This window comes from Limnohabitans sp. G3-2, from assembly GCF_002778275.1.
GTDB lineage: Bacteria > Pseudomonadota > Gammaproteobacteria > Burkholderiales > Burkholderiaceae_C > Limnohabitans_A.
Genome location: NZ_NESG01000002.1, coordinates 440492 through 461852, shown reverse-complemented (window position 1 = coordinate 461852; position 21361 = coordinate 440492). Strand labels below are relative to the sequence as shown.

The 21361-nt window shown below is 61.4% G+C and carries 22 protein-coding genes; 10 read left to right on the top strand and 12 right to left on the bottom strand.

The features are described 5' to 3' along the window. Window positions 1–102 precede the first annotated feature (102 nt). Window positions 103–861, top strand: coding sequence for a TSUP family transporter (locus B9Z31_RS04295; protein ID WP_100118305.1), 759 nt, complete (start codon window positions 103–105; stop codon window positions 859–861). Window positions 862–867: 6 nt separating this feature from the next. On the opposite strand, the gene B9Z31_RS04290 is transcribed toward B9Z31_RS04295, so the two are convergent. Both B9Z31_RS04290 and alr read right to left on the bottom strand, forming a co-directional pair. Next, window positions 868–1791, bottom strand: a complete 924-nt coding sequence (locus B9Z31_RS04290) for a DMT family transporter (RefSeq protein WP_100118304.1) — start codon at window positions 1789–1791, stop codon at window positions 868–870. Between the two features lie 55 nt (window positions 1792–1846). Beyond that, window positions 1847–2941 (bottom strand): alanine racemase, encoded by a 1095-nt coding sequence (alr, locus tag B9Z31_RS04285; protein ID WP_100118365.1) that lies wholly within the window; start codon window positions 2939–2941, stop codon window positions 1847–1849. Between the two features lie 191 nt (window positions 2942–3132). Between alr and B9Z31_RS04280 the strand changes: the two genes are divergently transcribed. The 3 genes from B9Z31_RS04280 to B9Z31_RS04270 all read left to right on the top strand — a co-directional run bounded on the left by B9Z31_RS04280 (window position 3133) and on the right by B9Z31_RS04270 (window position 5229). Then, window positions 3133–3768 (top strand): DedA family protein, encoded by a 636-nt coding sequence (locus tag B9Z31_RS04280; RefSeq protein ID WP_100118303.1) that lies wholly within the window; start codon window positions 3133–3135, stop codon window positions 3766–3768. 11 nt (window positions 3769–3779) lie between these two features. Beyond that, window positions 3780–4676, top strand: a complete 897-nt coding sequence (locus tag B9Z31_RS04275; RefSeq protein ID WP_100118302.1) for an EamA family transporter — start codon at window positions 3780–3782, stop codon at window positions 4674–4676. Between the two features lie 70 nt (window positions 4677–4746). After that, entirely contained in the window at window positions 4747–5229 is a 483-nt protein-coding gene (locus tag B9Z31_RS04270) for a glutathione peroxidase (protein WP_100118301.1), read from the top strand. A 45-nt stretch (window positions 5230–5274) separates the two neighbouring features. Here the strand turns inward: B9Z31_RS04270 and B9Z31_RS04265 are convergent, their stop codons facing one another. Continuing rightward, complete coding sequence (locus B9Z31_RS04265) at window positions 5275–5661, bottom strand: hypothetical protein (protein WP_100118300.1); 387 nt, start codon at window positions 5659–5661, stop codon at window positions 5275–5277. 340 nt (window positions 5662–6001) lie between these two features. Here B9Z31_RS04265 and B9Z31_RS04260 point away from each other — a divergent pair, with 340 nt between their 5' ends. Beyond that, window positions 6002–7153 (top strand): ATP-binding protein, encoded by a 1152-nt coding sequence (locus B9Z31_RS04260; protein ID WP_100118299.1) that lies wholly within the window; start codon window positions 6002–6004, stop codon window positions 7151–7153. A 5-nt stretch (window positions 7154–7158) separates the two neighbouring features. Here the strand turns inward: B9Z31_RS04260 and glcF are convergent, their stop codons facing one another. The 7 genes from glcF to B9Z31_RS04225 all read right to left on the bottom strand — a co-directional run bounded on the left by glcF (window position 7159) and on the right by B9Z31_RS04225 (window position 14373). Further along, window positions 7159–8397, bottom strand: coding sequence for a glycolate oxidase subunit GlcF (gene glcF / locus B9Z31_RS04255; RefSeq protein ID WP_100118298.1), 1239 nt, complete (start codon window positions 8395–8397; stop codon window positions 7159–7161). An 11-nt stretch (window positions 8398–8408) separates the two neighbouring features. Continuing rightward, a complete protein-coding gene (gene glcE / locus B9Z31_RS04250) occupies window positions 8409–9554 on the bottom strand; it encodes a glycolate oxidase subunit GlcE (RefSeq protein ID WP_100118297.1) in 1146 nt (381 codons plus the stop codon). Between the two features lie 99 nt (window positions 9555–9653). After that, a complete protein-coding gene (locus tag B9Z31_RS04245) occupies window positions 9654–10700 on the bottom strand; it encodes an SMP-30/gluconolactonase/LRE family protein (protein WP_100118364.1) in 1047 nt (348 codons plus the stop codon). A gap of 39 nt (window positions 10701–10739) precedes the next feature. Further along, the gene (locus B9Z31_RS04240; protein ID WP_100118363.1) at window positions 10740–11570 is read right to left on the bottom strand and encodes an SDR family NAD(P)-dependent oxidoreductase; all 831 of its coding nucleotides are present in this window, start codon (window positions 11568–11570) and stop codon (window positions 10740–10742) included. Between the two features lie 115 nt (window positions 11571–11685). Beyond that, complete coding sequence (locus B9Z31_RS04235) at window positions 11686–13227, bottom strand: ammonium transporter (RefSeq protein ID WP_100118296.1); 1542 nt, start codon at window positions 13225–13227, stop codon at window positions 11686–11688. Between the two features lie 23 nt (window positions 13228–13250). Next, the gene (glnK, locus tag B9Z31_RS04230) at window positions 13251–13589 is read right to left on the bottom strand and encodes a P-II family nitrogen regulator (RefSeq protein ID WP_100118295.1); all 339 of its coding nucleotides are present in this window, start codon (window positions 13587–13589) and stop codon (window positions 13251–13253) included. Window positions 13590–13617: 28 nt separating this feature from the next. After that, on the bottom strand, window positions 13618–14373 hold the full coding sequence (locus B9Z31_RS04225; RefSeq protein WP_100118294.1) for a TorF family putative porin: 756 nt from the start codon (window positions 14371–14373) through the stop codon (window positions 13618–13620). A gap of 196 nt (window positions 14374–14569) precedes the next feature. On the opposite strand from B9Z31_RS04225, the gene B9Z31_RS04220 reads away from it, so the two are divergent. Then, window positions 14570–16102: a YifB family Mg chelatase-like AAA ATPase gene (locus tag B9Z31_RS04220; RefSeq protein WP_100118293.1), complete on the top strand. Its 1533-nt coding sequence runs from the start codon at window positions 14570–14572 to the stop codon at window positions 16100–16102. 63 nt (window positions 16103–16165) lie between these two features. Here B9Z31_RS04220 and B9Z31_RS04215 read toward each other — a convergent pair whose 3' ends face one another. Both B9Z31_RS04215 and B9Z31_RS04210 read right to left on the bottom strand, forming a co-directional pair. Continuing rightward, window positions 16166–16996, bottom strand: a complete 831-nt coding sequence (locus tag B9Z31_RS04215; RefSeq protein WP_100118292.1) for an amidohydrolase — start codon at window positions 16994–16996, stop codon at window positions 16166–16168. Continuing rightward, complete coding sequence (locus tag B9Z31_RS04210; RefSeq protein WP_100118362.1) at window positions 16993–18030, bottom strand: aldo/keto reductase; 1038 nt, start codon at window positions 18028–18030, stop codon at window positions 16993–16995. The genes B9Z31_RS04215 and B9Z31_RS04210 overlap by 4 nt, the downstream gene beginning before the upstream one ends. Window positions 18031–18164: 134 nt before the next feature. Between B9Z31_RS04210 and B9Z31_RS04205 the strand changes: the two genes are divergently transcribed. From B9Z31_RS04205 to B9Z31_RS04190, 4 genes are read left to right on the top strand one after another with little or no spacing between them, the layout of a single operon-like run. Continuing rightward, on the top strand, window positions 18165–18605 hold the full coding sequence (locus B9Z31_RS04205; RefSeq protein ID WP_100118291.1) for an RbsD/FucU family protein: 441 nt from the start codon (window positions 18165–18167) through the stop codon (window positions 18603–18605). 4 nt (window positions 18606–18609) lie between these two features. After that, the gene (locus tag B9Z31_RS04200) at window positions 18610–19362 is read left to right on the top strand and encodes a GntR family transcriptional regulator (RefSeq protein WP_100118290.1); all 753 of its coding nucleotides are present in this window, start codon (window positions 18610–18612) and stop codon (window positions 19360–19362) included. Next, window positions 19359–20291, top strand: coding sequence for a dihydrodipicolinate synthase family protein (locus B9Z31_RS04195; RefSeq protein WP_100118289.1), 933 nt, complete (start codon window positions 19359–19361; stop codon window positions 20289–20291). Before B9Z31_RS04200 ends, B9Z31_RS04195 begins: the two co-directional genes overlap by 4 nt. A gap of 48 nt (window positions 20292–20339) precedes the next feature. Further along, window positions 20340–21359, top strand: coding sequence for a sialic acid TRAP transporter substrate-binding protein SiaP (locus B9Z31_RS04190; RefSeq protein WP_100118288.1), 1020 nt, complete (start codon window positions 20340–20342; stop codon window positions 21357–21359). Window positions 21360–21361: the final 2 nt, after the last annotated feature.

Below are 21361 nucleotides of genomic sequence, written 5' to 3'. Positions count from 1 at the left end.
GTGTCAATTTTCTAAGCGTCGCGCAAGCGGCGCTTTTTTTTTGCCTGTTTCACCGCATCCTCGAGACAGGGGCTGCACCCACGGAGTGCCACAATCCCCCGCATGGAATTACTGATTGTTTCGCTGGCTTCGCTGTTGGCCGGGCTGATTGACGCCATCGTCGGCGGCGGTGGCCTGATCTTGCTGCCCGCCCTGTTCGCCACCTTTCCCGGTGCAGCACCCGCCACTTTGTTTGGCACCAACAAAAGCGCATCGATCTGGGGCACCGCTTTTGCCACGGTTCAATACAGCCGCAAAGTGGTCATGCCTTGGCGCTCACTGCTCCCCGCTGCGGGTGCGGGCTTGCTTGGCTCTCTCGCTGGCGCTTGGGTGGTCACACAAGTCGACCCCACCTTGTTTCGCAAAGCGCTGCCGCTGCTGCTGGCGGTGCTGCTGGTCTACACCGTGGCCAAAAAAGACCTGGGACGCAGCCATGCACCCCGTTTCGTTGGCGCCCAAGAGGCCTGGATGGCCGCTGGCATTGGCCTGGTGATCGGGTTTTACGACGGTTTTTTCGGGCCAGGCACGGGCAGTTTTTTGGTCTTTGCTTATGTGCGGCTGATGGGCTATGACTTCTTGAACGCCTCAGCCTCGGCCAAACTGATCAATGTGGCCACCAACTTTTCAGCGCTCGTGCTGTTTGCCATTCAAGGCCATGTCTGGTGGCATTTGGCTTTGGCCATGGCGGTGTCCAACGTGGTGGGCAGCTTGATCGGCACTCGGCTGGCGCTGAAACACGGCTCGGGCTTTGTGCGCTACGTGTTCATCTTGGTGGTGCTGGCCCTGATTTGTAAAACGGCCTACGACACCTGGCTGCGTTGAGGCACCTCAGCGCAAGCGCCACTTGATTTGCCCGGCGTACTGCGCCAGCGCCACACCCAACAAAGTCACGCCTGCGCCTGCGATCTTGATCCAGGTGTAGTGCTCACCCGACAGCGCCCAGGCAAACAGCCCTGCCATGGGTGGCATCAAGTACATCAACGGGGCGGTGCGGGCCACGCCGCGCACGTTGTTGATCCAGCCCCAAGCCAGCCATCCGATGAAGGCCGAAACCAGGATCGACCAGAACAAGCCCACCCAGGCCCAAAAATCCAGTGCGGCCCAATTGGCCGCCATGCCGGCGGGCACCGACATGAGCATCACCGGCAAACCGCCGAGCAATGTGGCGTAACCCATGGTCAGCACCGGGCCATGCTTTTGCATCACCGGTTTGACCGCCACGGTGTAATAAGAGAAGAACCCGGCCGCCACCAACAGCACCAGATCCCCACCCCCTGCACGCCAGTTGCCGCCGAGCAACTTGTCAGACAAGAACATCAACACCCCGCAAAAGGCCAAAGACACCCCCATGATTTGAGGCCAGCTGAGGCGCTCCAGGCCCTGCTTGTGCAAGATCAGCAAGGTGAAAATAGGCCCGCAAGCCAAGATGACCGAGCTGGAAAAAGCGGTGGACCAGTGGATGCCATAGGTGACCAGGCCCACATGCAATGAATGCCCGATGAAACCCAGCCAAGCCATGTGCATCCAGTCTTGGCGAGGCAAAGGCGGCAGCCACAGGCCAAATCGCCAGCGCATCAACAAGAGCGCACAGCTGGGCATGAGCAGGTACCTCGCCCACAAAAAACCGCCAGGGGTGATCAGGTCAAACAGGTACTTTTGCAGTGTGAAGTTGCCGCCCCAGATGACCACCAACACCAAAGCAATGAGCAAAGCACGCTGGTCGTGGCGGTGAAGAGAGGCGCTGTGGGGCATGGGGGCGATTGTGGGTCCACATGGCACGCGGCCATGTCTCCGGCGCAGCAAACCGTCAGTCTTGCACCACCGGCACCCGCGGGGCCAGCCCACACATGAGCTCATAGCCCACGGTGCCCGCCGCCTGTGCCACCTCGTCGATGCCGAGCACAGCGCCCTGGGCCGATTGTCCCCAGAGCGTGACCGTGCTGCCAAGGTCGGCATCCGGGAAAGGACCCAAGTCAACCGTGAGCATGTCCATGCTCACTCGGCCCACGGTACGCCCGCGCTCGCCGTCCACCAGCACGGGCGTGCCCGTGGGGCAAATGCGCGGGTAACCGTCGGCATAGCCGCAAGCCACCACGCCAATGCGCATGGCTTGCTCGGCCACAAAGCTCGAGCCATAACCCACGCTGTCGCCTGCTTGCAAATGCTGCACCGCGATGATCTGTGCATTCAGGCTCATGGCCGGCTGCAGGCCCCAGTGCGCGGCGCTGTGTTCGGGAAAGTCGGGCGAGCTGCCGTACACGGCAATGCCAGGGCGAATCCAGTCGGCCTTGACGGCCACATCTTGGCTGTGCCGCAAGCTCGCCGCACTGTTGCTCAGCGTGCGCTCGCCGGGCAAGTCGCGGGTGGCTTCTTCAAATCGGGCCATTTGTTCGGCGATGCCTTTGGGGCCATCGGCATCGCTGAAATGGGTCATGAGCGAGATTTCATCCACCTGGGGCAGGGCATTCAGGCGTGTCCAGGCCGAGCGAAAGCGCTGCGGCGCAAAACCCAGCCGGTTCATGCCCGAGTTCATCTTGAGAAAGACCCGGTGCGGCTCGTGCGTCTTGTGCAGCGCCAGCATGTCGATTTGCGCGTCGCAATGCACCGTGTGCCACAGGTGCAGGCGCGAGCACAGCTCCAGGTCTCTCGCCTCAAAAGCGCCTTCGAGCAGCAAGATGGGGCCTCGCCAGCCCAGGGCGCGAACCCGCTCGGCCTCTGTCAAATCCAAGAGGGCAAAACCATCGGCCCCACGCAGGCCTTCAAATACCCGCTCGATGCCATGCCCATAGGCATTGGCCTTGACCACGGCCCAAGCCTGGGCATCTGGCGCAGCTTGCCGCGCCTGGCTCAGGTTGTGGCGCAAGGCGGCGGTGTGGATCGTGGCTTGAATGGGACGGGGCATGGGGTCTGAGCGCGAAATGTGCCAATCAAGTATGCCAGCTTCAAAGAGCCTTCCAGTGAGGGCCATTTGCCCTTTGAACCGCACCATTCCCGAGTCTGGAAGGGGTTTGTAAATGAATTACACTGGCCCGCTGCCTGTTAACCCGCGCATTCCGTCTGAGCTGTTCAGGCGTTGGCTGAACCTTGTAATCCATGGAAGTTTTTCAGTTTTTGATGCCCATCTTCACCGAATACGGCTATTTGGCTGTGTTTGTGATGTTGTTGATTTGCGGCTTTGGCGTTCCTGTTCCTGAAGACGTGACCTTGGTCACGGGCGGCGTCATCGCGGGCTTGGGCCATGCCGATGTGAACACCATGTTTGCCGTGGGCATGGCGGGCGTCATGGTCGGTGATGGCCTGATGTTCACCCTGGGCCGCTTGTATGGCCAACGCATTTCCCAATTGCCCGGCTTTCGCAAAATCTTGACCCCCGAGCGCTTTGCCAGCGCCCAAGACGCCTTTCAGAAATATGGCAAATGGGTCATGTTTGTGGCCCGGTTTTTACCCGGTCTGCGCACCCCGGTCTTCTTTTCGGCCGGCATGAGCCAACGTGTGAGCTTGGCCACTTGGTTTTTCATGGACGGCTTTGCCGCCTTGATCAGCGTGCCGATCTGGGTGTACCTCGGTTACTTTGGCGCACAAAACTGGGACTGGATGTTTGGCGTGCTGCGCCAATTCCAGCATGGCATTTTTGCCTTGCTGGGCATCGGCGTGGCCTGGCTGGGCTGGCGCTGGTGGCGCAAGCGCCAAGCCACGCTGGCCGCCAAGGCCTCTGGCGACGCGCCCTGATCTGCCCACGCATGGGCGCGATCTCCCCTCAAACCCTTTCTGTTGCGGGACTCCTGTTCAACGCTTTTGTTTGGGGCGTTTGCTGGTGGCCTTTCAAACAGCTTGAGGCACAAGGCCTGCACCCCCTTTGGGCCACGGCGATGGTCTATGCCTTTGTGTTCAGCGCCATTGCCTTGTGGCTGTGGCGCAGCGGACAACTGCTGAGCTGGCGCGGCCAGCCCGGATTGTGGCTCTTGCTGCTGGCCTCGGGCCTGACCAATGTGGGCTTCAACTGGGCCGTCACCGTCGGCGACGTGGTGCGCGTGGTGTTGCTGTTTTATTTGATGCCCGCGTGGTCCGTGCTGGTGGCTTGGTGGCTGTTGGGCGAAAAACCCACCGCCATGGCCTTGCTGCGTTTGGTGCTGGCGCTGGCCGGTTTGTTCATCGTGCTCAAAACGCCCGAGACACCCTGGCCTGTGCCTGAAAGCCTGGCCGACGGTTTGGCCCTGATGGGCGGCCTGACTTTTGCCATCACCAACGCTTTGCTGCTCAAGCTCAAGGACACCCCCAGCACCTCGCGCACCCTGGCCATGTTTGGCGGCGGTGCGGTCATGGCCTCGCTGGCGGCCATGGCGGGTTTGATCACGGGCGTCGTGGCCATCGGCGCGGCCCCGAGCTGGACTTGGCTGCCGCTCGTGGCCCTGCTGGGCATCTCGTTTTTATTGGGCAATTTGGCGCTGCAATACGGCGCTGCACGCTTGGCCGCCCACACCACGGCGCTGGTCATGCTGTCCGAGGTGCTGTTTGCCAGCGTGTCGTCGGTGCTGCTGGATGCCTCGCAGTGGGAAACCCGAACACTGCTCGGCGGGGCCTTGATTTTGCTGGCGGCTTTGCTGTCCATCGTTGGTCCGGGTCACAAGGAAAAGTAAAACGGCCTGCACGGCCATGGGCTGTCACTGGCATGATGACCCTCTGTTCAAACAACACGGAACGCACCCCATGAGCCTGTACGAACTCGAAGCCCAAAGCATCGACCACCAAACCGTGCCCCTGTCGCGCTACCAAGGTCAGGTGATGCTGATCGTGAACACCGCCAGTGCCTGCGGCTTCACGCCCCAGTTCACGGGGCTGGAAAAGTTGCACCAGAAATACGCAGGCCAGGGCCTGGCGGTGCTGGGGTTTCCCTGCAACCAGTTCGCCAGCCAAGACCCGGGCGACGATGCGCAAATTGCCAGCTTCTGCCAGAAGAACTACGGCGTCAGCTTTCAGATGATGAGCAAGATCAAGGTCAATGGCGACGGTGCCCACCCTCTTTACCAGTGGCTCACCGCAGAGGCCCCAGGCATTTTGGGCAGCAAGGGCATCAAGTGGAACTTCACCAAGTTTCTGGTGGGGCGCGACGGCCGTGTGATCAAGCGCTATGCGCCGCAAGACTCGCCAGAAAAAATCGCCAAAGACATTGAGGCGGCGCTGGCCGCTTGAGCGACGGCGCCCACGGCGCCTGCATCACCTCGGGCCTGCATCCCGTCAAACCTGCCAAGTCAGCACGGCCAACCACAGCAACAGGGCCGCGCCACCCCACAGCAACAAGCGCGTGCGCAGGCGCAGCACTTCCACGGCGCTGACCAGGCGCGCGTTTTGTTCGGCCAACTCGGTCAGCGTTTCGGTGAGTTCGCGTTGGGTTTGGGCTTGGCGCTCGATCTGACCTTGTGCCGTGATCAAGGCGTTTTTGAGTTCACCCAAACTGGGCACCGCACTCACGGGCGTTTGTGTGGATGGGGCGCCTGATGGATCTGACGACGCCGGGGGCTGGCGGTCCATCAGCTTGCGCGCCGCTTTGAGCACCGAAGGCGCGTGCTCGATCACGTCGCCCCAGGGAATCACTTTGAGCGCCATCAACCAAGGTATCGCCATCGTCTTGTCCTTTGTTTGCGCTTTGCAAGCGCGGTCTCACATCCAGCGCTGAATACTACCCGGGTGGGCATATTGGCGTGTTCGCGCATAGGCCTGGCCGGACGGGGGACAAGGACTTCGAACTTCGGTTGAATACGCTCAAAGCGCCAAGATTTTTCAATTCATCCTTGAAATCTGAGCGCCAACAAAATGCACTGGCAGTGCGCTTGTTTCTGCACCAACCGTTGACCACAGCTTGCTGTACCGCTTCAGCGCGGAATTTCAGGCGGGTTTGGGTTAAATGCTTATGAACAGTATTTTTATCCTTGTATTTTGAATATGTCATATTTAAAATACAAGGATGTTCAAACGCAACGCTCAAAGTACTCTGGCCTCACACCTCACATGGAGTCCAGCCGTTGCCATTTTGGGAGCGCGCCAGATTGGCAAAACCACCTTGGCCCGTGCTCTGCTGGACACCCATCCCAATGCCATTTACCTGGACCTTGAATCCCCACAAGATCAGGCACGCCTAGGCGAAGGCCCGCTGTTTTTGCAAGCCCACGCAGACCGGCTGGTCATCTTGGACGAAGTTCAAAATGCACCGCAGCTGTTTTCGGTGTTGCGCGGTGAAATCGACCGCGTCCGTCGTCCCGGGCGTTTTGTCTTGCTGGGCTCGGCTTCGTTTGAATTGCTGCGTCAATCCCAATCCTTGGCTGGACGGCTGAGTCTGATCGACATGTTCCCGCTCCTCGTCAACGAAGTCGGCTCGGACCTCAGCACCGTGCAGGACTTGTGGGTGCGCGGCGGCTTTCCGCCCAGCTTCACCGCCGTCGATTCACACGCTTCTTGGGCCTGGCGCGATGCGTTCATCCGCCACCTGCTGCACACCGATTTGCCAGCTCTGGGCTTGCGCGTGGATGCCGAAAGTTTGCGCCGCTTTTGGCGCATGCTGGCGCATGTGCATGGCCAGCTGTTCAATGCATCGGCCATCGCCAACTCACTGGACGTGAGCGCCCCCACGGTCAATCGCTGGCTGGATCACATGGTGGGTGCGCTGCTGGTCAGAAAACTCGAGCCCTATCACGCCAACTTGGGCAAGCGCTTGGTCAAGGCGCCCAAGGTCTATGTCCGTGACAGCGGTCTGCTGCACAGCCTTCTGGGCTTGAGGCATCCGGACGACCTGCAAGGCCACCCCATGACGGGTGCATCTTGGGAGGGCTTTGTCATCGACCAGATTGCCGCCCACGTGCCCGCCGGGGCCAGCCTGTCGTTTTACAGAACAGCGGCGGGTGCCGAGCTGGATGTGGTGGTGGAAGCAGGACAGCGAAAAATCGGTTTCGAAATCAAGTTCAGCGTTGCGCCCAAAGTCACCAAAGGCTTCTGGCAATCCCTGCAAGACGTGCAACCCGAAAAAACCTACATCGTGGCCCCCGTGCAGCACCGTTGGCCGTTCGCCGAAGGGGTTGAGGTGATTTCCGTCAGCGATATCGCCGGGGTTCTGGCCCATTAATTCACTCAGCCACTGATCGCCTCGTCCAGCAACTCCACCCAATGCCGCACCGGCAGGCCGCTGCCGCTTTGCAGGTGGGTGATGCAGCCGATGTTGGCGCTCAGCACGCCCTGCGGCTGCAGTGCGTTCAGGTGGCCGAGCTTGCGGTCGCGCAGCTGCTTGGACAAATCCGGGTTGAGCACGCTGTAAGTGCCGGCCGAGCCGCAGCACAGGTGGGACTCGTTGGCCGTGACCTTGATCTGAAAGCCCAGATCGCCCAAATGCTTTTCGACGCCGCCTTTGAGCTGCTGGCCGTGTTGCAGCGTGCAGGGCGGGTGGTAGGCCTGCAAGCCTGCAGCTTGCAGGGCTTCGGGTTTCAGCTTGTCCTTGAGCAGTGGCACCAACTCGGGCAGCAACTCACTCAGGTCTTGGGTCAAGGCACCGATGCGGGCGGCTTTGTCGGCATAGACCGGGTCTTCTTTGAGCACATGGCCGTAGTCCTTGACCATGACGCCGCAGCCCGAGGCGTTCATCACGATGGCCTCCACCTCACCGCTCTCGACCAGCGGCCACCAGGCATCGATGTTGGCGCGCATGTGGTCTTTTCCGCCATCGTGGTCGTTCAGGTGGAACTTGAGCGCGCCACAGCAACCGGCCTTGGGTGCGGTCACGGCCTGGATGCCTGCGGCGTCCAGCACGCGGGCGGTGGCGGTGTTGATGTTGGGGCTCATGCTCGGCTGCACGCAGCCCGCAAGCATCAGCACTTTGCGGGCGTGCTGCGCGGTGGGCCAGGCACCGGCATTTTGCGGCGCTGGCACTTTGGCCTTCAGGCTTTCGGGCAGCAAGCCGCGCACCATCTGGCCCATCTTCATGGCCGGGGCAAACAAGGGCGAGGGCAAGCCTTCTTTGAGCGCCCAACGCACCAGCTTTTCGCTGGCGGGGCGCTCGACTTTGGCGTCCACCAACTTGCGACCGATGTCGACCAAATGCCCGTATTGCACGCCGCTTGGGCAGGTGCTTTCGCAGTTGCGGCAGGTCAGGCACCGGTCCAGGTGCATCTGGGTTTTGCGGGTGGGCGTTTCGCCTTCGAGCACCTGCTTCATCAGGTAGATGCGGCCACGTGGGCCGTCCAGCTCGTCGCCCAGCAGTTGGTAGGTGGGGCAAGTGGCGGTGCAAAAGCCGCAGTGCACGCACTTGCGCAGGATGGCCTCGGCCTCCAGGCCTTCGGGGGTGTTTTGGTATTCGGGGGCGAGGTTGGTTTGCATGAAGGTTCGCCTCAGAGGGGTTGCATGCGACCGGTGGCGAACACGCCGTGGGGGTCGAACTGCTTTTGCAATTGCTGCTGGATGCGCTGCTGCACAGCGTCCAGTGGGGTGTTCACACCAGCGGCTTTGTCCACCTCGGCCTGCTTGGCGCTGGCGCGGAACAAAGTGGCATGGCCGCCGAGCGATTGCGCCAGCTCACGCAAGGCCACGGCCGCAGAAGCGGGTGCCCAGAGCCAGCGCTGCGCGCCTTGCCATTCGATGTATTGGGCGTAGGGCAAATCCAGCAAGGGCGCGGTTTGCGGCACCGACAAACGCCAAAGGCAGGCATCGACACTGGGGGCGTCAAAAAACGGCAACAGTTGCTCACCGCTGGCGCGCCAGTCTTGCGCGGCTTCTGCGTTGTCCATGGCCTGAACCTGAGCGCCCAGCGCCACGGCATCGGCACTCATCCGGGCCATGGCCGACTGCACCGCGGCCACCGCACCACGCAAGCGCACAAACAAATAATCAGCCTCGGGCTGCGCCGTGGGGTCGCGCACCCAAGCGCTGGCGTTCAAGGGCAGGGGTTGACCGCCCCAGCGGTGCAGCAAATCCAAGGCCGGGCTTTGGGCCAAACCCGCGATCATCAAGGTCGCCTCGGCCGGGGCCACCGGCAAGACCTTGAGGCTGACCTCGGTGATCAGGCCCAGCGTGCCCCAGCTGCCCGCCATCAAGCGGCTCACGTCGTAACCGGCCACGTTTTTCATGACCTGGCCGCCAAAGGTCAGGTGCTCACCCAAGCCATTGATGAAGCGCGCGCCCAACACATAGTCACGCACAGCGCCAGCCGTGGCGCGGGCCGGGCCGCTCAAACCCGCGGCCACCATGCCGCCCACCGTCGCATGGGGGCCGAAATGTGGCGGCTCAAACGCCAGGCACTGGCCTTTTTCGGCCAAGGCGGCTTCCAGCTCGGCCAGGGGCGTGCCACAACGCACCGTCACCACCAACTCGCTGGGCTCGTAGCTGACGATGCCGCGGTAGGCCCGGGTGTCCAGCACCTCGCCCGAGAGGCTTTGGCCCCAAAAGTCTTTGCTGCCACCGCCGCGCAAACGCCATGTGCGGCCTTGGGCTGCGGCAGAGCGCACAGCGTCGATGAGTGAATTGAGTTGGACGTCCATGGGCAACGATGGTAACGCCCACGCTTAGACGCGTGCGTGAATTTTTTGAACGGGCAGGTTGTGGGAAATTGATGAGGACTGAAGAAAGGTGAAACGACTTCAAATCCCTTCCGCATCCCTCAGGCGATCTACCAGCTCGTTGGTGATATTGGCACCCCGGGTAGGCAACGGTTCGATGCCCAAATCAGCCAGTTTTTTATGGGTATGGACCTTAAAACCGTTCACCGGCAAGCCCGCTACCTCCACCCGCATCGCCCAAACGCACCCCGCACCCGGGTACTTTGCCAGCTCCGCATCGCTTCGACCGTGGCGAGCAGTCGTGACAAACAAGGTCTTCAGGTCCGGCCCGCCAAAGCAGGGCATGGTGGGGCACAGCGCCGGGGTGGGCACTTCGGCCAGCACCTCGCCTTTTGGCGAGATGCGCAGCAGGCGGCCGCCTTCGTATTGAGCGGACCAGTAGCACCCTTCTGCGTCCACCGCCGCGCCGTCGGGCCGGCCGCCATAAGGGATGGCGCAGCCCCAGGCCCAACCTGCGGGTTTGGGGGGGGCTTGGTGGAACACGCGGGGGTTGCTGAGTTGGCCGCTGGCGGCGTCAAAGTCAAAAGCGCGCACCTGGTGCGCGGCGGTGTCGGCCCAGTAAGCGGTGCGGCCGTCGGGTGACCAGGCCAGGCCGTTGGCCGTCACAACACCCTGCTGGACGCCATCTCTCACGCCGCCCACCATGGCGTGCAAGCCTTGGCCATCCAGCATGTACAGCACGCCCAACGCCTGGTCTTTGGGCTCGTACAGGCTGCCTGCCCAAAATCGGCCTTGCGCGTCACACTTGCCGTCGTTGAAGCGTTGCTTGCTCGTGTCATACGGCGCGGCCGCCAGCAACTGCAAGAGGCCACCCCATTCGCTTGCCAGATAAATGCCATCGCGCAGGGCCACGACCAAGCCGCCCCCCTGCACAGGTGCGATGCAGCCGGGCTCTTGCGTCAAAGGCCAGTACTCAACCGGGCCAAGGGCCTGCAAGCCGTCCAGCTGAACGCGGGCAATGCGCTTGCCGGGAATGTCCACCCAGCACAGGCGCTGCTCTTGCGCTTGCCAAAAGGGCGACTCGCCCAAGGCGTCGGGTTCGGAGGTGATGCGGGTCCAAGGGTTCATGCGGGGCATTGTGCCTTCACCGGCCGCCTGCGCTGGAATTCAAGAAGCCGGGTCCCCCGATCCATCCACTTGACCGACGTTTTGCAACGCCGGCGTGGTGCGGCGCAGGGTGGGCAGGCCCACGCCCGAGGCGTCAAAGCCGCCATCGACCGCGATGGACTGCCCGTTGATGTAGCTGGCCTGGGGGCTGCACAGAAAACCGACGGTGTTGGCCATCTCTTCGGTGCTGCCGTAGCGGCCCAGCGGGATGGTGTCGTAGTAGTCGGCGCGGATGGCCGCGCTGTGCACCAGCTTGGCCATGTCGGTCTCGACCGGGCCAGGGCAGATCGCGTTGACGCGCACACCGTAGTTGCCCCATTCGGCGGCGTACTGCTTGGTCAGGTGGATCAGCGCGGCCTTGCTGGTGCCGTAGGCCAAGCGCAAGGTGCTGGCGCGCAGGCCGGAGATGGACGCGATGTTGACCACGGCGCCACTGCGCTGGCGCACCATGATGGCCCCAAACGCTTGCGTGCACAAAAACGCGCCGTCGAGGTTGGTCGAGAGCACATGGCGCCATTCTTCCAAGGTGGTTTCCAGCGCGGGCTTGAACACCGCCACACCCGCGTTGTTGACCAAGGCATCCACACGGCCAAAGCGCGCCATCACTTGGTCGGCAGCGGCTTGCACCTGCTCGGGGTTGGACACATCGGTGTGCAGGCACAGCACGTCGTCAGGCCTGTTCAGCTGCTTTTGCGTGGCGTCCAGCGTGCTGGTGTCCACGTCGAGCAACACGACCTGGTGGCCATTGGCCAAAAACCACTGGCCAATGGCCAGACCGATACCACGGGCGCCGCCCGTCACGACTGCCACTTTCCGATCTGCCTTTGCCATGTGTCTGCCCCTTTGCACCAAAGCCGCCACCATAGCAAAAAAGCCCGTGCACAGGGTGCAACGGGCTTGGAAAAAAGGGTGGTGGCAAACCACCCTTGCAATGAAACTTGCCAGGTCAGCCGTGGTAGGCCGACTCACCGTGTGAAGAGATGTCCAGACCTTCGCGTTCTTCTTCTTCGGTGACACGCAGACCGATGGTCAGGTCAACGATCTTGAAGGCGACGACAGAGACCACACCCGACCACACGATGGTCAGCAGCACCGCCTTGGCCTGGATCCACACCTGTGAAGCGATGGAGTAAGCGTCGGGTGTGACCATGGTCAATGTGACCCAGTCACCCATGGCACTGGGGCCACCCAAGGAAGGCGAGTTGAACACACCGGTCAACAAGGCACCGACGATACCGCCGACACCGTGCACACCGAACACGTCCAAGGAGTCGTCTGCACCCAGCATCTTCTTCAGGCCGTTCACACCCCACAGGCAAGCGAAGCCGCCAATCAAGCCGATGATCAAAGCACCGCCCAAGCCCACGTTGCCCGCTGCTGGCGTGATGGCCACCAAACCGGCCACAGCACCCGAAGCAGCACCCAACATGGAGGCTTTGCCGCGCATCAGCGCTTCACCCACACACCAGGCCAGCACAGCACCGGCTGTGGCGATCAAGGTGTTGATGAAGGCCAAAGCTGCGAAGCCGTTGGCTTCCAGAGCAGAACCGGCGTTGAAACCGAACCAACCCACCCACAGCAAGGAGGCACCGACCATGGTCAATGTCAGGCTGTGAGGCGCCATCGATTCACGGCCATAACCCACGCGCTTGCCCACCATGAAGGCACCGACCAAGCCTGCGACAGCGGCGTTGATGTGCACCACCGTACCGCCAGCGAAGTCCAGAGCGCCCCACTGCCACAGCAGACCGGCTTTGCTGGTCATCTCATCGGCCACTTCTTTGGCGGTGTACGCGTCAGGACCCATCCAGAACCAGACCATGTGCGCCACAGGCAGGTAGCTGAAGGTGAACCACAGCACCATGAAGGCGAGCACGGCAGAGAACTTGATGCGCTCAGCGAAGGCGCCGACGATCAGTGCGCAGGTGATGCCTGCAAACGTGGCCTGGAAGGCGGCGAACGAGATCTCAGGAATCACGACGCCTTTGCTGAACGTGGCGGCGTTGGCAAATGTGCCCGCGACGTTGTCCCAGATGCCCTTCATGAACAGGCGGTCAAAACCACCAATGAAGGCATTGCCCTCCGTGAACGCCAAGCTGTAGCCGTAAACGAACCACAGCACCGTGATCATGGAGAAGGTGACCACGACCTGCATCAGCACGGACAGCATGTTTTTGCTGCGCACCAAACCACCGTAGAACAGCGCCAGGCCAGGAATGACCATCAAGATCACCAGAATAGTGGACAGCATCATCCAGCCCGTGTCGGCTTTGTTGGGCACGAGCACAGGCGCGGCTTCGGCTGCAGCAGGTGCTGCGGCCGCTGGCGCGGCAGGTGCGGCAGGTGCGGGTGCTGCATCGGCCTTGGCCTCAGCAGCCGGTGCGGTCACGGCGGCGGGTGCGGTTTGCGCGGTAGCGACCGAGGCCGTACCGAACACACCCAGACCCAAACTCAGGCCCAAGGCCAGGGTAGCGAGTAGCTTTTTCATTTTCGACTCTCTTTCTTTGGGGATCAGAGCGCTTCGCCGCCGGTTTCACCGGTGCGGATGCGAACCACTTGCTCGAGGTCGTACACAAAGATCTTGCCGTCGCCAATCTTGCCGGTGCGGGCACCGGCTTCGATGGCTTCGATCACGCGCTCGACGAGCTCGTCCGAGACAGCCGCTTCGATCTTCACTTTGGGCAAAAAGTCGACCACATATTCCGCGCCACGGTACAGCTCGGTGTGGCCCTTTTGACGACCAAAGCCTTTGACTTCGGTCACGGTGATGCCCTGCACGCCGATGCCCGAAAGTGCTTCACGCACTTCGTCCAGCTTGAAGGGTTTGATGATGGCGGTCACCAGTTTCATAAGGGCTCCTTGTTGGATTTGAAGGCGATCAGAAGGCGTATTTCAGGCCGACTGTCACACCGGACTTGCCGTTGAATTTTTCTTTCAACGTGTAGAAGCCTTTGTCGGCATCGGTACCCACTAAGGCTGCGCTGGCGCTCAAACCGTTGCCCAAATCTTTGGAAAGTGTCAGTGCGTAATCGGTGTAACTGCCATTCACACTTGCTGCGCCTTTGATTTTTTGATAGCCAACGTGAGGCGTCAAGGCAAAGCCATTGCCCATGTCAAATGCTGCACTCAGGTCCAAGTAGTAGCTGTTTTTGCTATCAACGTTGCCAAACAAGTTTGAAATTGCATGGGAGTATTTAGCCGTAACCAAACCAAACGTCGCAGCACCATAAATTTCATTGGTATTGGTGTTGGCACCATAGTTGACATAGTTGTTGCCTGCGTACTGGTAACGCAAAAAGCCCACGTCATAAGCCACAGCGCCCACGGCACCTTTGTAACCGGCGTACAGGTCCAACTCAGTGGCACCTTTGGTCACACCAGGGGTGTCTTTGATCCACTTGATGGTCGAACCCCAAGCGCCGACATAGAAACCGCTCTTGTCTGCGTAATCCACACCGCCTTGCAGGGCTGGCTGCAGGCGAGACTGGGAAATGCCGCGGTAACGGTAATCGGTCGTCACACCCACGTTGTAGGAGAGTGTGCTTTCAGGTGCTGCAGCGGCTTGCGCATGAGCCAAACCGCTCACGGAACCCAAAGCCAGGGCGATCAAGGAAGGAACGAGGATTTTTTTCATGAGGGACTCCAGTAAAAATAAACGAGGACCTCCACTTCAAGCAGGGAGCGTGCCAACCTGGTGCAATCCCTACACAGGGGAATTAAGCATTACTTTGGTAATCATTTTGTGCTTGAATCATTGGGCAAGATGCCCTGCGCGCCCCTGACGGGCGCCAAAACCCACACCATGCACCAGCATGGGGCATGGAGGAAAAATGAGTCTCAGTTTGGTGCATAGCCGTGCATTGATTGGTCTGCAAGCGCCCGCGGTCACTGTGGAGGTGCATTTGGCCAATGGCTTGCCCAGCTTCACCTTGGTGGGCTTGGCGGATGTCGAAGTCAAAGAAGCACGCGAACGGGTGCGCTCAGCGCTCCAAAACAGTGGGCTGGAGTTTCCGCACAACAAGCGCATCACCGTCAACCTGGCCCCCGCAGACCTGCCCAAAGACTCTGGCCGGCTGGATTTGCCGATTGCTTTGGGCATTTTGGCGGCCAGCGGACAAATCGATGCCAGCAAGCTGGCAGGCCACGAATTTGCGGGTGAATTGTCACTCTCGGGCGAGTTGCGCCCCGTGCGCGGCGCATTGGCCATGAGTTTGGTGCTGCGCCAACAGCACGTGCGCACTCGGCTGGTGCTGCCGCCGGGCAGTGCCGAAGAGGCCGCGCTGGTGCCTGATGCGGAGGTCTTCCGGGCCCAACACCTGCTCGACGTGGTGCAACAGTTTTTACCGCCTTCCAGTGAGCCGCCGCCCGAGCCCAGCGCGGGTTGGGCGCGCATCACCCCCACCACCCCCAGTGCCCCGCCGCCTTACGCGGACTTGGCCGATGTGAAAGGCCAAGCGGGTGTGAAGCGGGTGCTGGAAATCGCCGCCGCAGGAGGCCACTCGCTGCTCATGGTCGGACCGCCGGGCTCGGGCAAGTCCATGTTGGCGCAACGCTTTGCGGGTCTGCTGCCGCCCATGGACATTGAGGCAGCGCTCGAGTCGGCGGCCATTGCCAGCCTGGCCGGGCGCTTTGAGCTGGCGCGCTGGGCGCAGCGGCCCACGGGCCAGCCGCACCATTCGGCCAGTGCGGTGGCGCTGGTGGGCGGTGGCTCACCGCCCAGGCCCGGCGAAATCTCTCTCGCGCACCACGGGGTTCTTTTTTTGGACGAGTTGCCCGAATTCCCACGCGCCGCGCTGGAGGCCCTGCGTGAACCTCTGGAAACAGGCAGCATCACCATCGCCCGCGCAGCGCGTCGGGCCGAGTTTCCCGCGCGCTTTCAATTGATTGCCGCCATGAACCCCTGCCCATGCGGTTATTTGGGCAGCAGCACCCGGGCCTGCCGTTGTACGCCCGACCAGGTCAGCCGCTACCAAGGCAAACTCAGCGGGCCTTTGCTGGACCGGATCGATTTGCACATGGAAGTGCCCAGCCTCGGTGCGCAAGAGCTGCTGAACGCCCCGGCAGGCGAAAGCACCGCGCAAATTGCCGCCCGCAGCCTGACCGCCCGCGAACGCGCGATCCATCGCCAAGGTTGTGCCAACGCCGAACTGCAAGGCCAGGCCATCGATGCACAGGCCCTTCTCGAAGACAAGGCCACCGCCTTGTTGCAAAAGGCCGCGGCCAAACTGGGCTGGAGCGGGCGCAGCGTGCACCGCAGCCTCAAAGTCGCCCGCACCATCGCGGACCTCGCAGGCAGCGCCACCATCGAGGTGGCGCATGTGGCCGAAGCCATACAGTACCGGCGAGTGCTCAAGGAAACTTGAAGCACCAACGCCAAGCGCCATCACAAAGCGCTGCGCAACCAGCGACCTGGTTCGTGCGCCTTTTCAAAGTCGGTACGTTCGCCGCGCGTTCTCGCCCAACACAGCGTTTTTTTCTTGTGCCGACAGATTGGACAGCACCTCCAAGGTCAATTTTCGCCAAGAACTGTAAGTGCCGGAGAGCTCCAGGACTGGCCAATCGCTGCCCCACAGCAGGCGCTGCGGTCCCCAAATGGCCAGCAGCGCTTCACACCACGGCCGCACAACGTCAACGGGCTGGCCCGCCGGGGCCTCGGTCCACAAACCCGACATTTTGCAAACCACCCGCGCCGGATGGGTTTCACGGGCCAGTTCCGTCATGGCCTGCGCCCAGGCGTCCATGGCCCATGCACCGATCACAGGCTTGGCCCCGTGGTCCACCACCACCGTCAGATCCGGATGAATTTGGGTGAGCTTCAAAATGCGTGGGATGTGAACCGTTTTGATCAGGGCGTCCAGCACCAAGCCACTTTGCGCCATGGCCGCCAGCACAGGCTGGATGGCGGGCTGCAAGATCCAGTCGGGGTCACTCAGGTCTTGCAGCATGGGGCGAAGACCTTTGAGCAGGGGTTGCGCGGCGCATTGCGCCACCTGTTCCACCGCGTCCGGCGCCAGCATGTCCATCCAGCCCACCACCCCCAGCACGCAAGGGTGCTCGTGCGCTTGCTGCAGCAAAAAAGCCGTTTCTTGCGCCGTGGGTGCAGCCTGCACCAGCACGCCGCCAGTCACCCCCCAAGCCAGGGCTTGTTGTTGCCAGTCGGCGACGGCCACATCGCGGTAAATGGGGGCCAGCTCGGGCGTGAGCCAGCCGTAGTCGGCTCGCGCCAGTTGCCAGCAGTGAAAGTGTGCATCGATCATGACCGCTCTCCTGAGCATGGCGTTTTGACGGGTATCGGCGCCTCGGCAGGAATCAGGCCTTCATGGCGCAGTTGCTGCCAAAAATCGGCGGGCACCACTTCGCGCTCGGCTAGCCGAGCCGCTTGCCATTGGTCGGCACTGCGCACCCCCAGCATGACCATTTGCGTGGCCGGGTGGGCCAAAGCGAACTGCACCGCAGCCGCTGGCAAACTGACGCCATGCTGGTCGCACACCCTTTGCATGCCCAGGGCTTTGTCCACCCAAACTTGAGCTGCCGGTGCGTAGTTGAAGGTCATCGGCCGATCCGCTGCCACGCGCGTGGCCAAGATCCCTGAGTTGAACACCCCACCGAGCGCCAATGCCACCTGCCGCCGCACCAATTGCGGCATGAGCGTGGGCAGAGCCGCTTGGTCAAGCAAGGTGTAGCGCCCCGCCAACATGAGCACATCCAAATCGGCATGGCGCAGCACCTGCTCGACGATGTCATGGTCATTCACGCCCAGGCCGATGTGGCTGATCAGGCCGCTTTGTTTGAGCTTGACCAACTCGGGCAGCGCCTCTTCCAAGACCTGACGCAACACGGCTGCGGCCTTGGGGCCATGCATGCCAGCGTCGATGTCATGGATGTAGACGGCGTCGAGCTGGGCCAGGCCCAGGCGCTGCAGGCTGTCTTCCACACTGCGGCGCACGCCACTGGCCGACAGATCCCAATGCTGCACAAAGGGCAGTGTGTTCACATAGCTGTGCTGTTCATGGGGCACTTGGGCCTGGGGGGTGAGCAAGCGGCCCACTTTGCTGGACAGCCTCAAGTTGCTGCGCGGGTGAGACCGCAAGGCATCGCCCAGACGCCGCTCAGACAGGCCATGGCCGTAATGGGGGGCGGTGTCAAAACTGCGGCAGCCGTCTGCCCAAGCGGCATCGACCACGGCGCGCGCCTGCCCGTCGCTCATGGCTTCAAAAAGATTGCCCAGCGGTGCACCGCCCAAGCCCAGACGAGCGCCGTCGGTACAAGGCAAAAAAGCAGGCGTTTTCATAGACAGATGTGAGTAGACATGGCGGCCATCGTAGAGGGCAAAACAGCTGCTGACCAGTGCTGTGGGCAAAACACCCAAACACGGGTATTCACTGAGAGATCGGCGCCCCATCATCGCTAACATGTTAGTCAGTCATGCTTAAAAACATCTCCCCCCTGTTAACACCCGAACTGTTGTTTGGTTTGGCCAAGCTCGGTCATGGGGACGATGTGGCGCTGGTGGATGCCAACTTCCCTGCCGACCGGATTGCCGAGCAAGCCCACGCCCGTCTGGTGCAGCTGCCCGGTTTGACCACCACACAGGTGCTTCAGGCCGTGCTCACCGTGTTGCCACTCGACACCTTTGACAGCCCCTGCGCCTGGACCATGCAAGTGGTCGGTGATGCCCAAGCGGTGCCCGCTGCGGTGGCTGAATTCCAGCAAGCCCTGCAAGGCACCGGCGAGGCGCTTCCCGGCAGCCTGGAGCGCTTCTCTTTTTACGAACAAGCCCGCTCGGCCAGGCTGGTGGTTCAAACGGGTGACCTGCGCAAATACGCCAACATTTTGCTGCGCAAGGGTGTCATCTCGACCGATTGACGCCATGGCCACCACGTCCAATCCCCAAACCTTGCGCGCCCGCGCTTACGAGAATTTTCGCCAGCAGATCCTGCAGGCCCAAGTGCAGCCCGGCCAGTTTGTTTCTCAACGAGAGCTGATGCAGTTGCTCGACATGCCGCTGGGCGCCGTGCGCGAGTTGATCCCACGCCTGGAAGCCGAGGGCCTGCTGCGCACCGTGCCACAACGGGGTCTGCAAATTGCGCATGTGGACCTCAAGCTGATCCACAACGCATTCCAGTTGCGCAGCATGCTGGAGCGGGAAGCCGCTCTGCATTTTGTGCAGACCGTCGGTGATGAGGAGCTGGCCCATATTGAGCAAGCGCACCTGAACATCGTGCAGCGCGCTGGGCAAGGCCCCATCACCGATGAACTGCTGACCGAAGCCACCTCGGTGGATTGGGGTCTGCACGACCTCATGATCGATACGCTGGGCAATGAGCTGATTTCGCAAACCTACCGCATCAACAGTCTGCGTGTGCGCTTGATCCATCTGGAGCGCTCGACCTTGTCGGCTGAAGTACTGCTGCCTGCGATGCAGGAACACCTGAACCTGATTGCAGCCCTCAAATTGCGGGACCCCATGGCGGTGGCCGAGCACGTGGCCTTTCACATCCACAGTGCCCACCAACGGGTGTTGGGACAGGACCGCCGCGTGCTCTCAACACCGGTGCGGCTTGACAAGTTGGCCCCTTCATCCGTCGACACTTCCACCCCCATCCTCTCGGAGTTCTCTTGACACCCTCACTCACCAACAGCCGCAACGGCTTTCAGGGCATCTGGCCCGCCATGCTCACGCCGCTCGATGCGCAACTGAACATCGACCACCCCAAATTGGCCGCACACGCTTTGTCATTGCTGGCTGCTGGGTGCGGTGGCGTGACGATCTTTGGCACCACGGGTGAAGGGCCTTCGTTCTCGTTGCAAGAGCGCAAGCAAGCCGTTGAACAACTGATCGCCAACGGCGTGCCCGCCGCGCGAATCATGGTCTCGACCAGCTGCGCCGCCGTCATCGAAACCTTGGAACTCACGCGCCATGCGGTGGACTTGGGTGTGCATGGCTGCTTGGTACTGCCCCCCTTCTTTTTCAAGGGCATCAGCGACGAAGGCATCCTCAATGGCTATGTCCAAATCATTGAAGGCGTCCACCAAAAAGACTGGCGCTTGTACCTGTACCACATCCCCCAGGTCATCGGGGTCCATCTGCCACACAGCGTGATTGCCGAATTGCTCAAACGCTACCCCGGCATCGTCGCGGGCATCAAAGACAGCAGCTGCGATCGGGCGCATTCGGTGGCACTGGCACAAGCCTTCATGCCGCCGCTGACGGTGTATGTCGGCTTTGAACCCGACCTGCCCACCATGGGGCCGATGGGCAGCACCGGCGCGATCAGCGGACTGGCCAATTTCATGCCCCGCGTTGTGCATCGGATGGTGCTGGAGTCCACAGCACCCGGCACAGCGCACGATGCGCAACGCGTGCAAACCATGCTGGAATTGCTCAAACCCCATTCGCTGATGCCCGCCCTCAAAAGCGTGATGGCCACCTTGCACAAGGACACCAGCTGGTTGCGCGTGCGCCCACCCTTGGTGGCCATGACGCCTGAGGCGCACACGGTCTTTGCCCACCAAGTGCAGCAGTTCCACATTGACGCCACGCGCGAATAAGCCGTTTCACAACTTCCGTTTCACCCACCACCACTCCAGGAGACAAGCATGAAAAACACATCCACTTTGCGTCGCGGCCTGTTGTCCGCCAGCGTCACTGCGCTGGCCATTGGCAGCATGCTCGGCGTGAGCACACAAGCCATGGCACAAGCCAAAATTCCAATGCGCATTTCCACACCCGCCGTGCCCGACGACTGGCACGCCAAGATGTGGACCGTGTTCAAGGACTCTCTGGACAAATCGTCGCCCAACCAGTTCGACACCCAGATCAACCTGAATGCCTCCTTGTTCAAACAAGGCACCGAGCCGGCGGCCATGGCCCGCGGCAACCTGGAGCTGTCGGCGATTTCTGCGTTTGACATGGCCAAGCTGGTGCCGGAGTTCTCGATCTTCACGGCAGGCTATGTGGTGCGCGACCCCGCACACCAGCAAAAGGTGTTCAACGGCCCCATCGGGGAGGGTCTGTTCAAGACCGTCTCTGAAAAAATGGACGTGACCATTTTGTCGACCGCCTACCTGGGCACCCGCCAAGTGAACTTGCGCGAAGCGCGCAACGTCAAGACGCCCGCCGACCTCAAAGGCATCAAGCTGCGCATGCCCGGCACCAAAGAATGGCTGTTTTTGGGAGAGGCACTGGGCGCCACGGCCACACCGCTGGCCTTTGGCGAGGTGTATCTGGGCCTGAAAACCGGCACCATCGACGGTCAGGACAACCCCCTGCCCACCGTGCGTGCGGCCAAATTCTATGAAGTGACCAAGCAATTGGTGCTGACCAACCATTTGGTGGACAGCATCTTCATCGCGATCTCCAACAAAACATGGAACGCCTTGACGCCCGCGCAAAAGCAAAACGTCAAAGCCGCTGCACAAGCGGCCGCCCAATTCAACAACGAGAACCGCATCAAGGAAGAGGGCCAAATTGTGGACTTCTTCAAGCAACAAGGTTTGCAAGTGACCACGCCCGATCTGGAAGCGTTCCGCAAGTCGGTGCAAGACACTTATGCCAAATCGGACTACGCCAAAGTTTGGCCCGCCGGTTTGCTTGAGCGTATCAACAACACCCGCTGAAC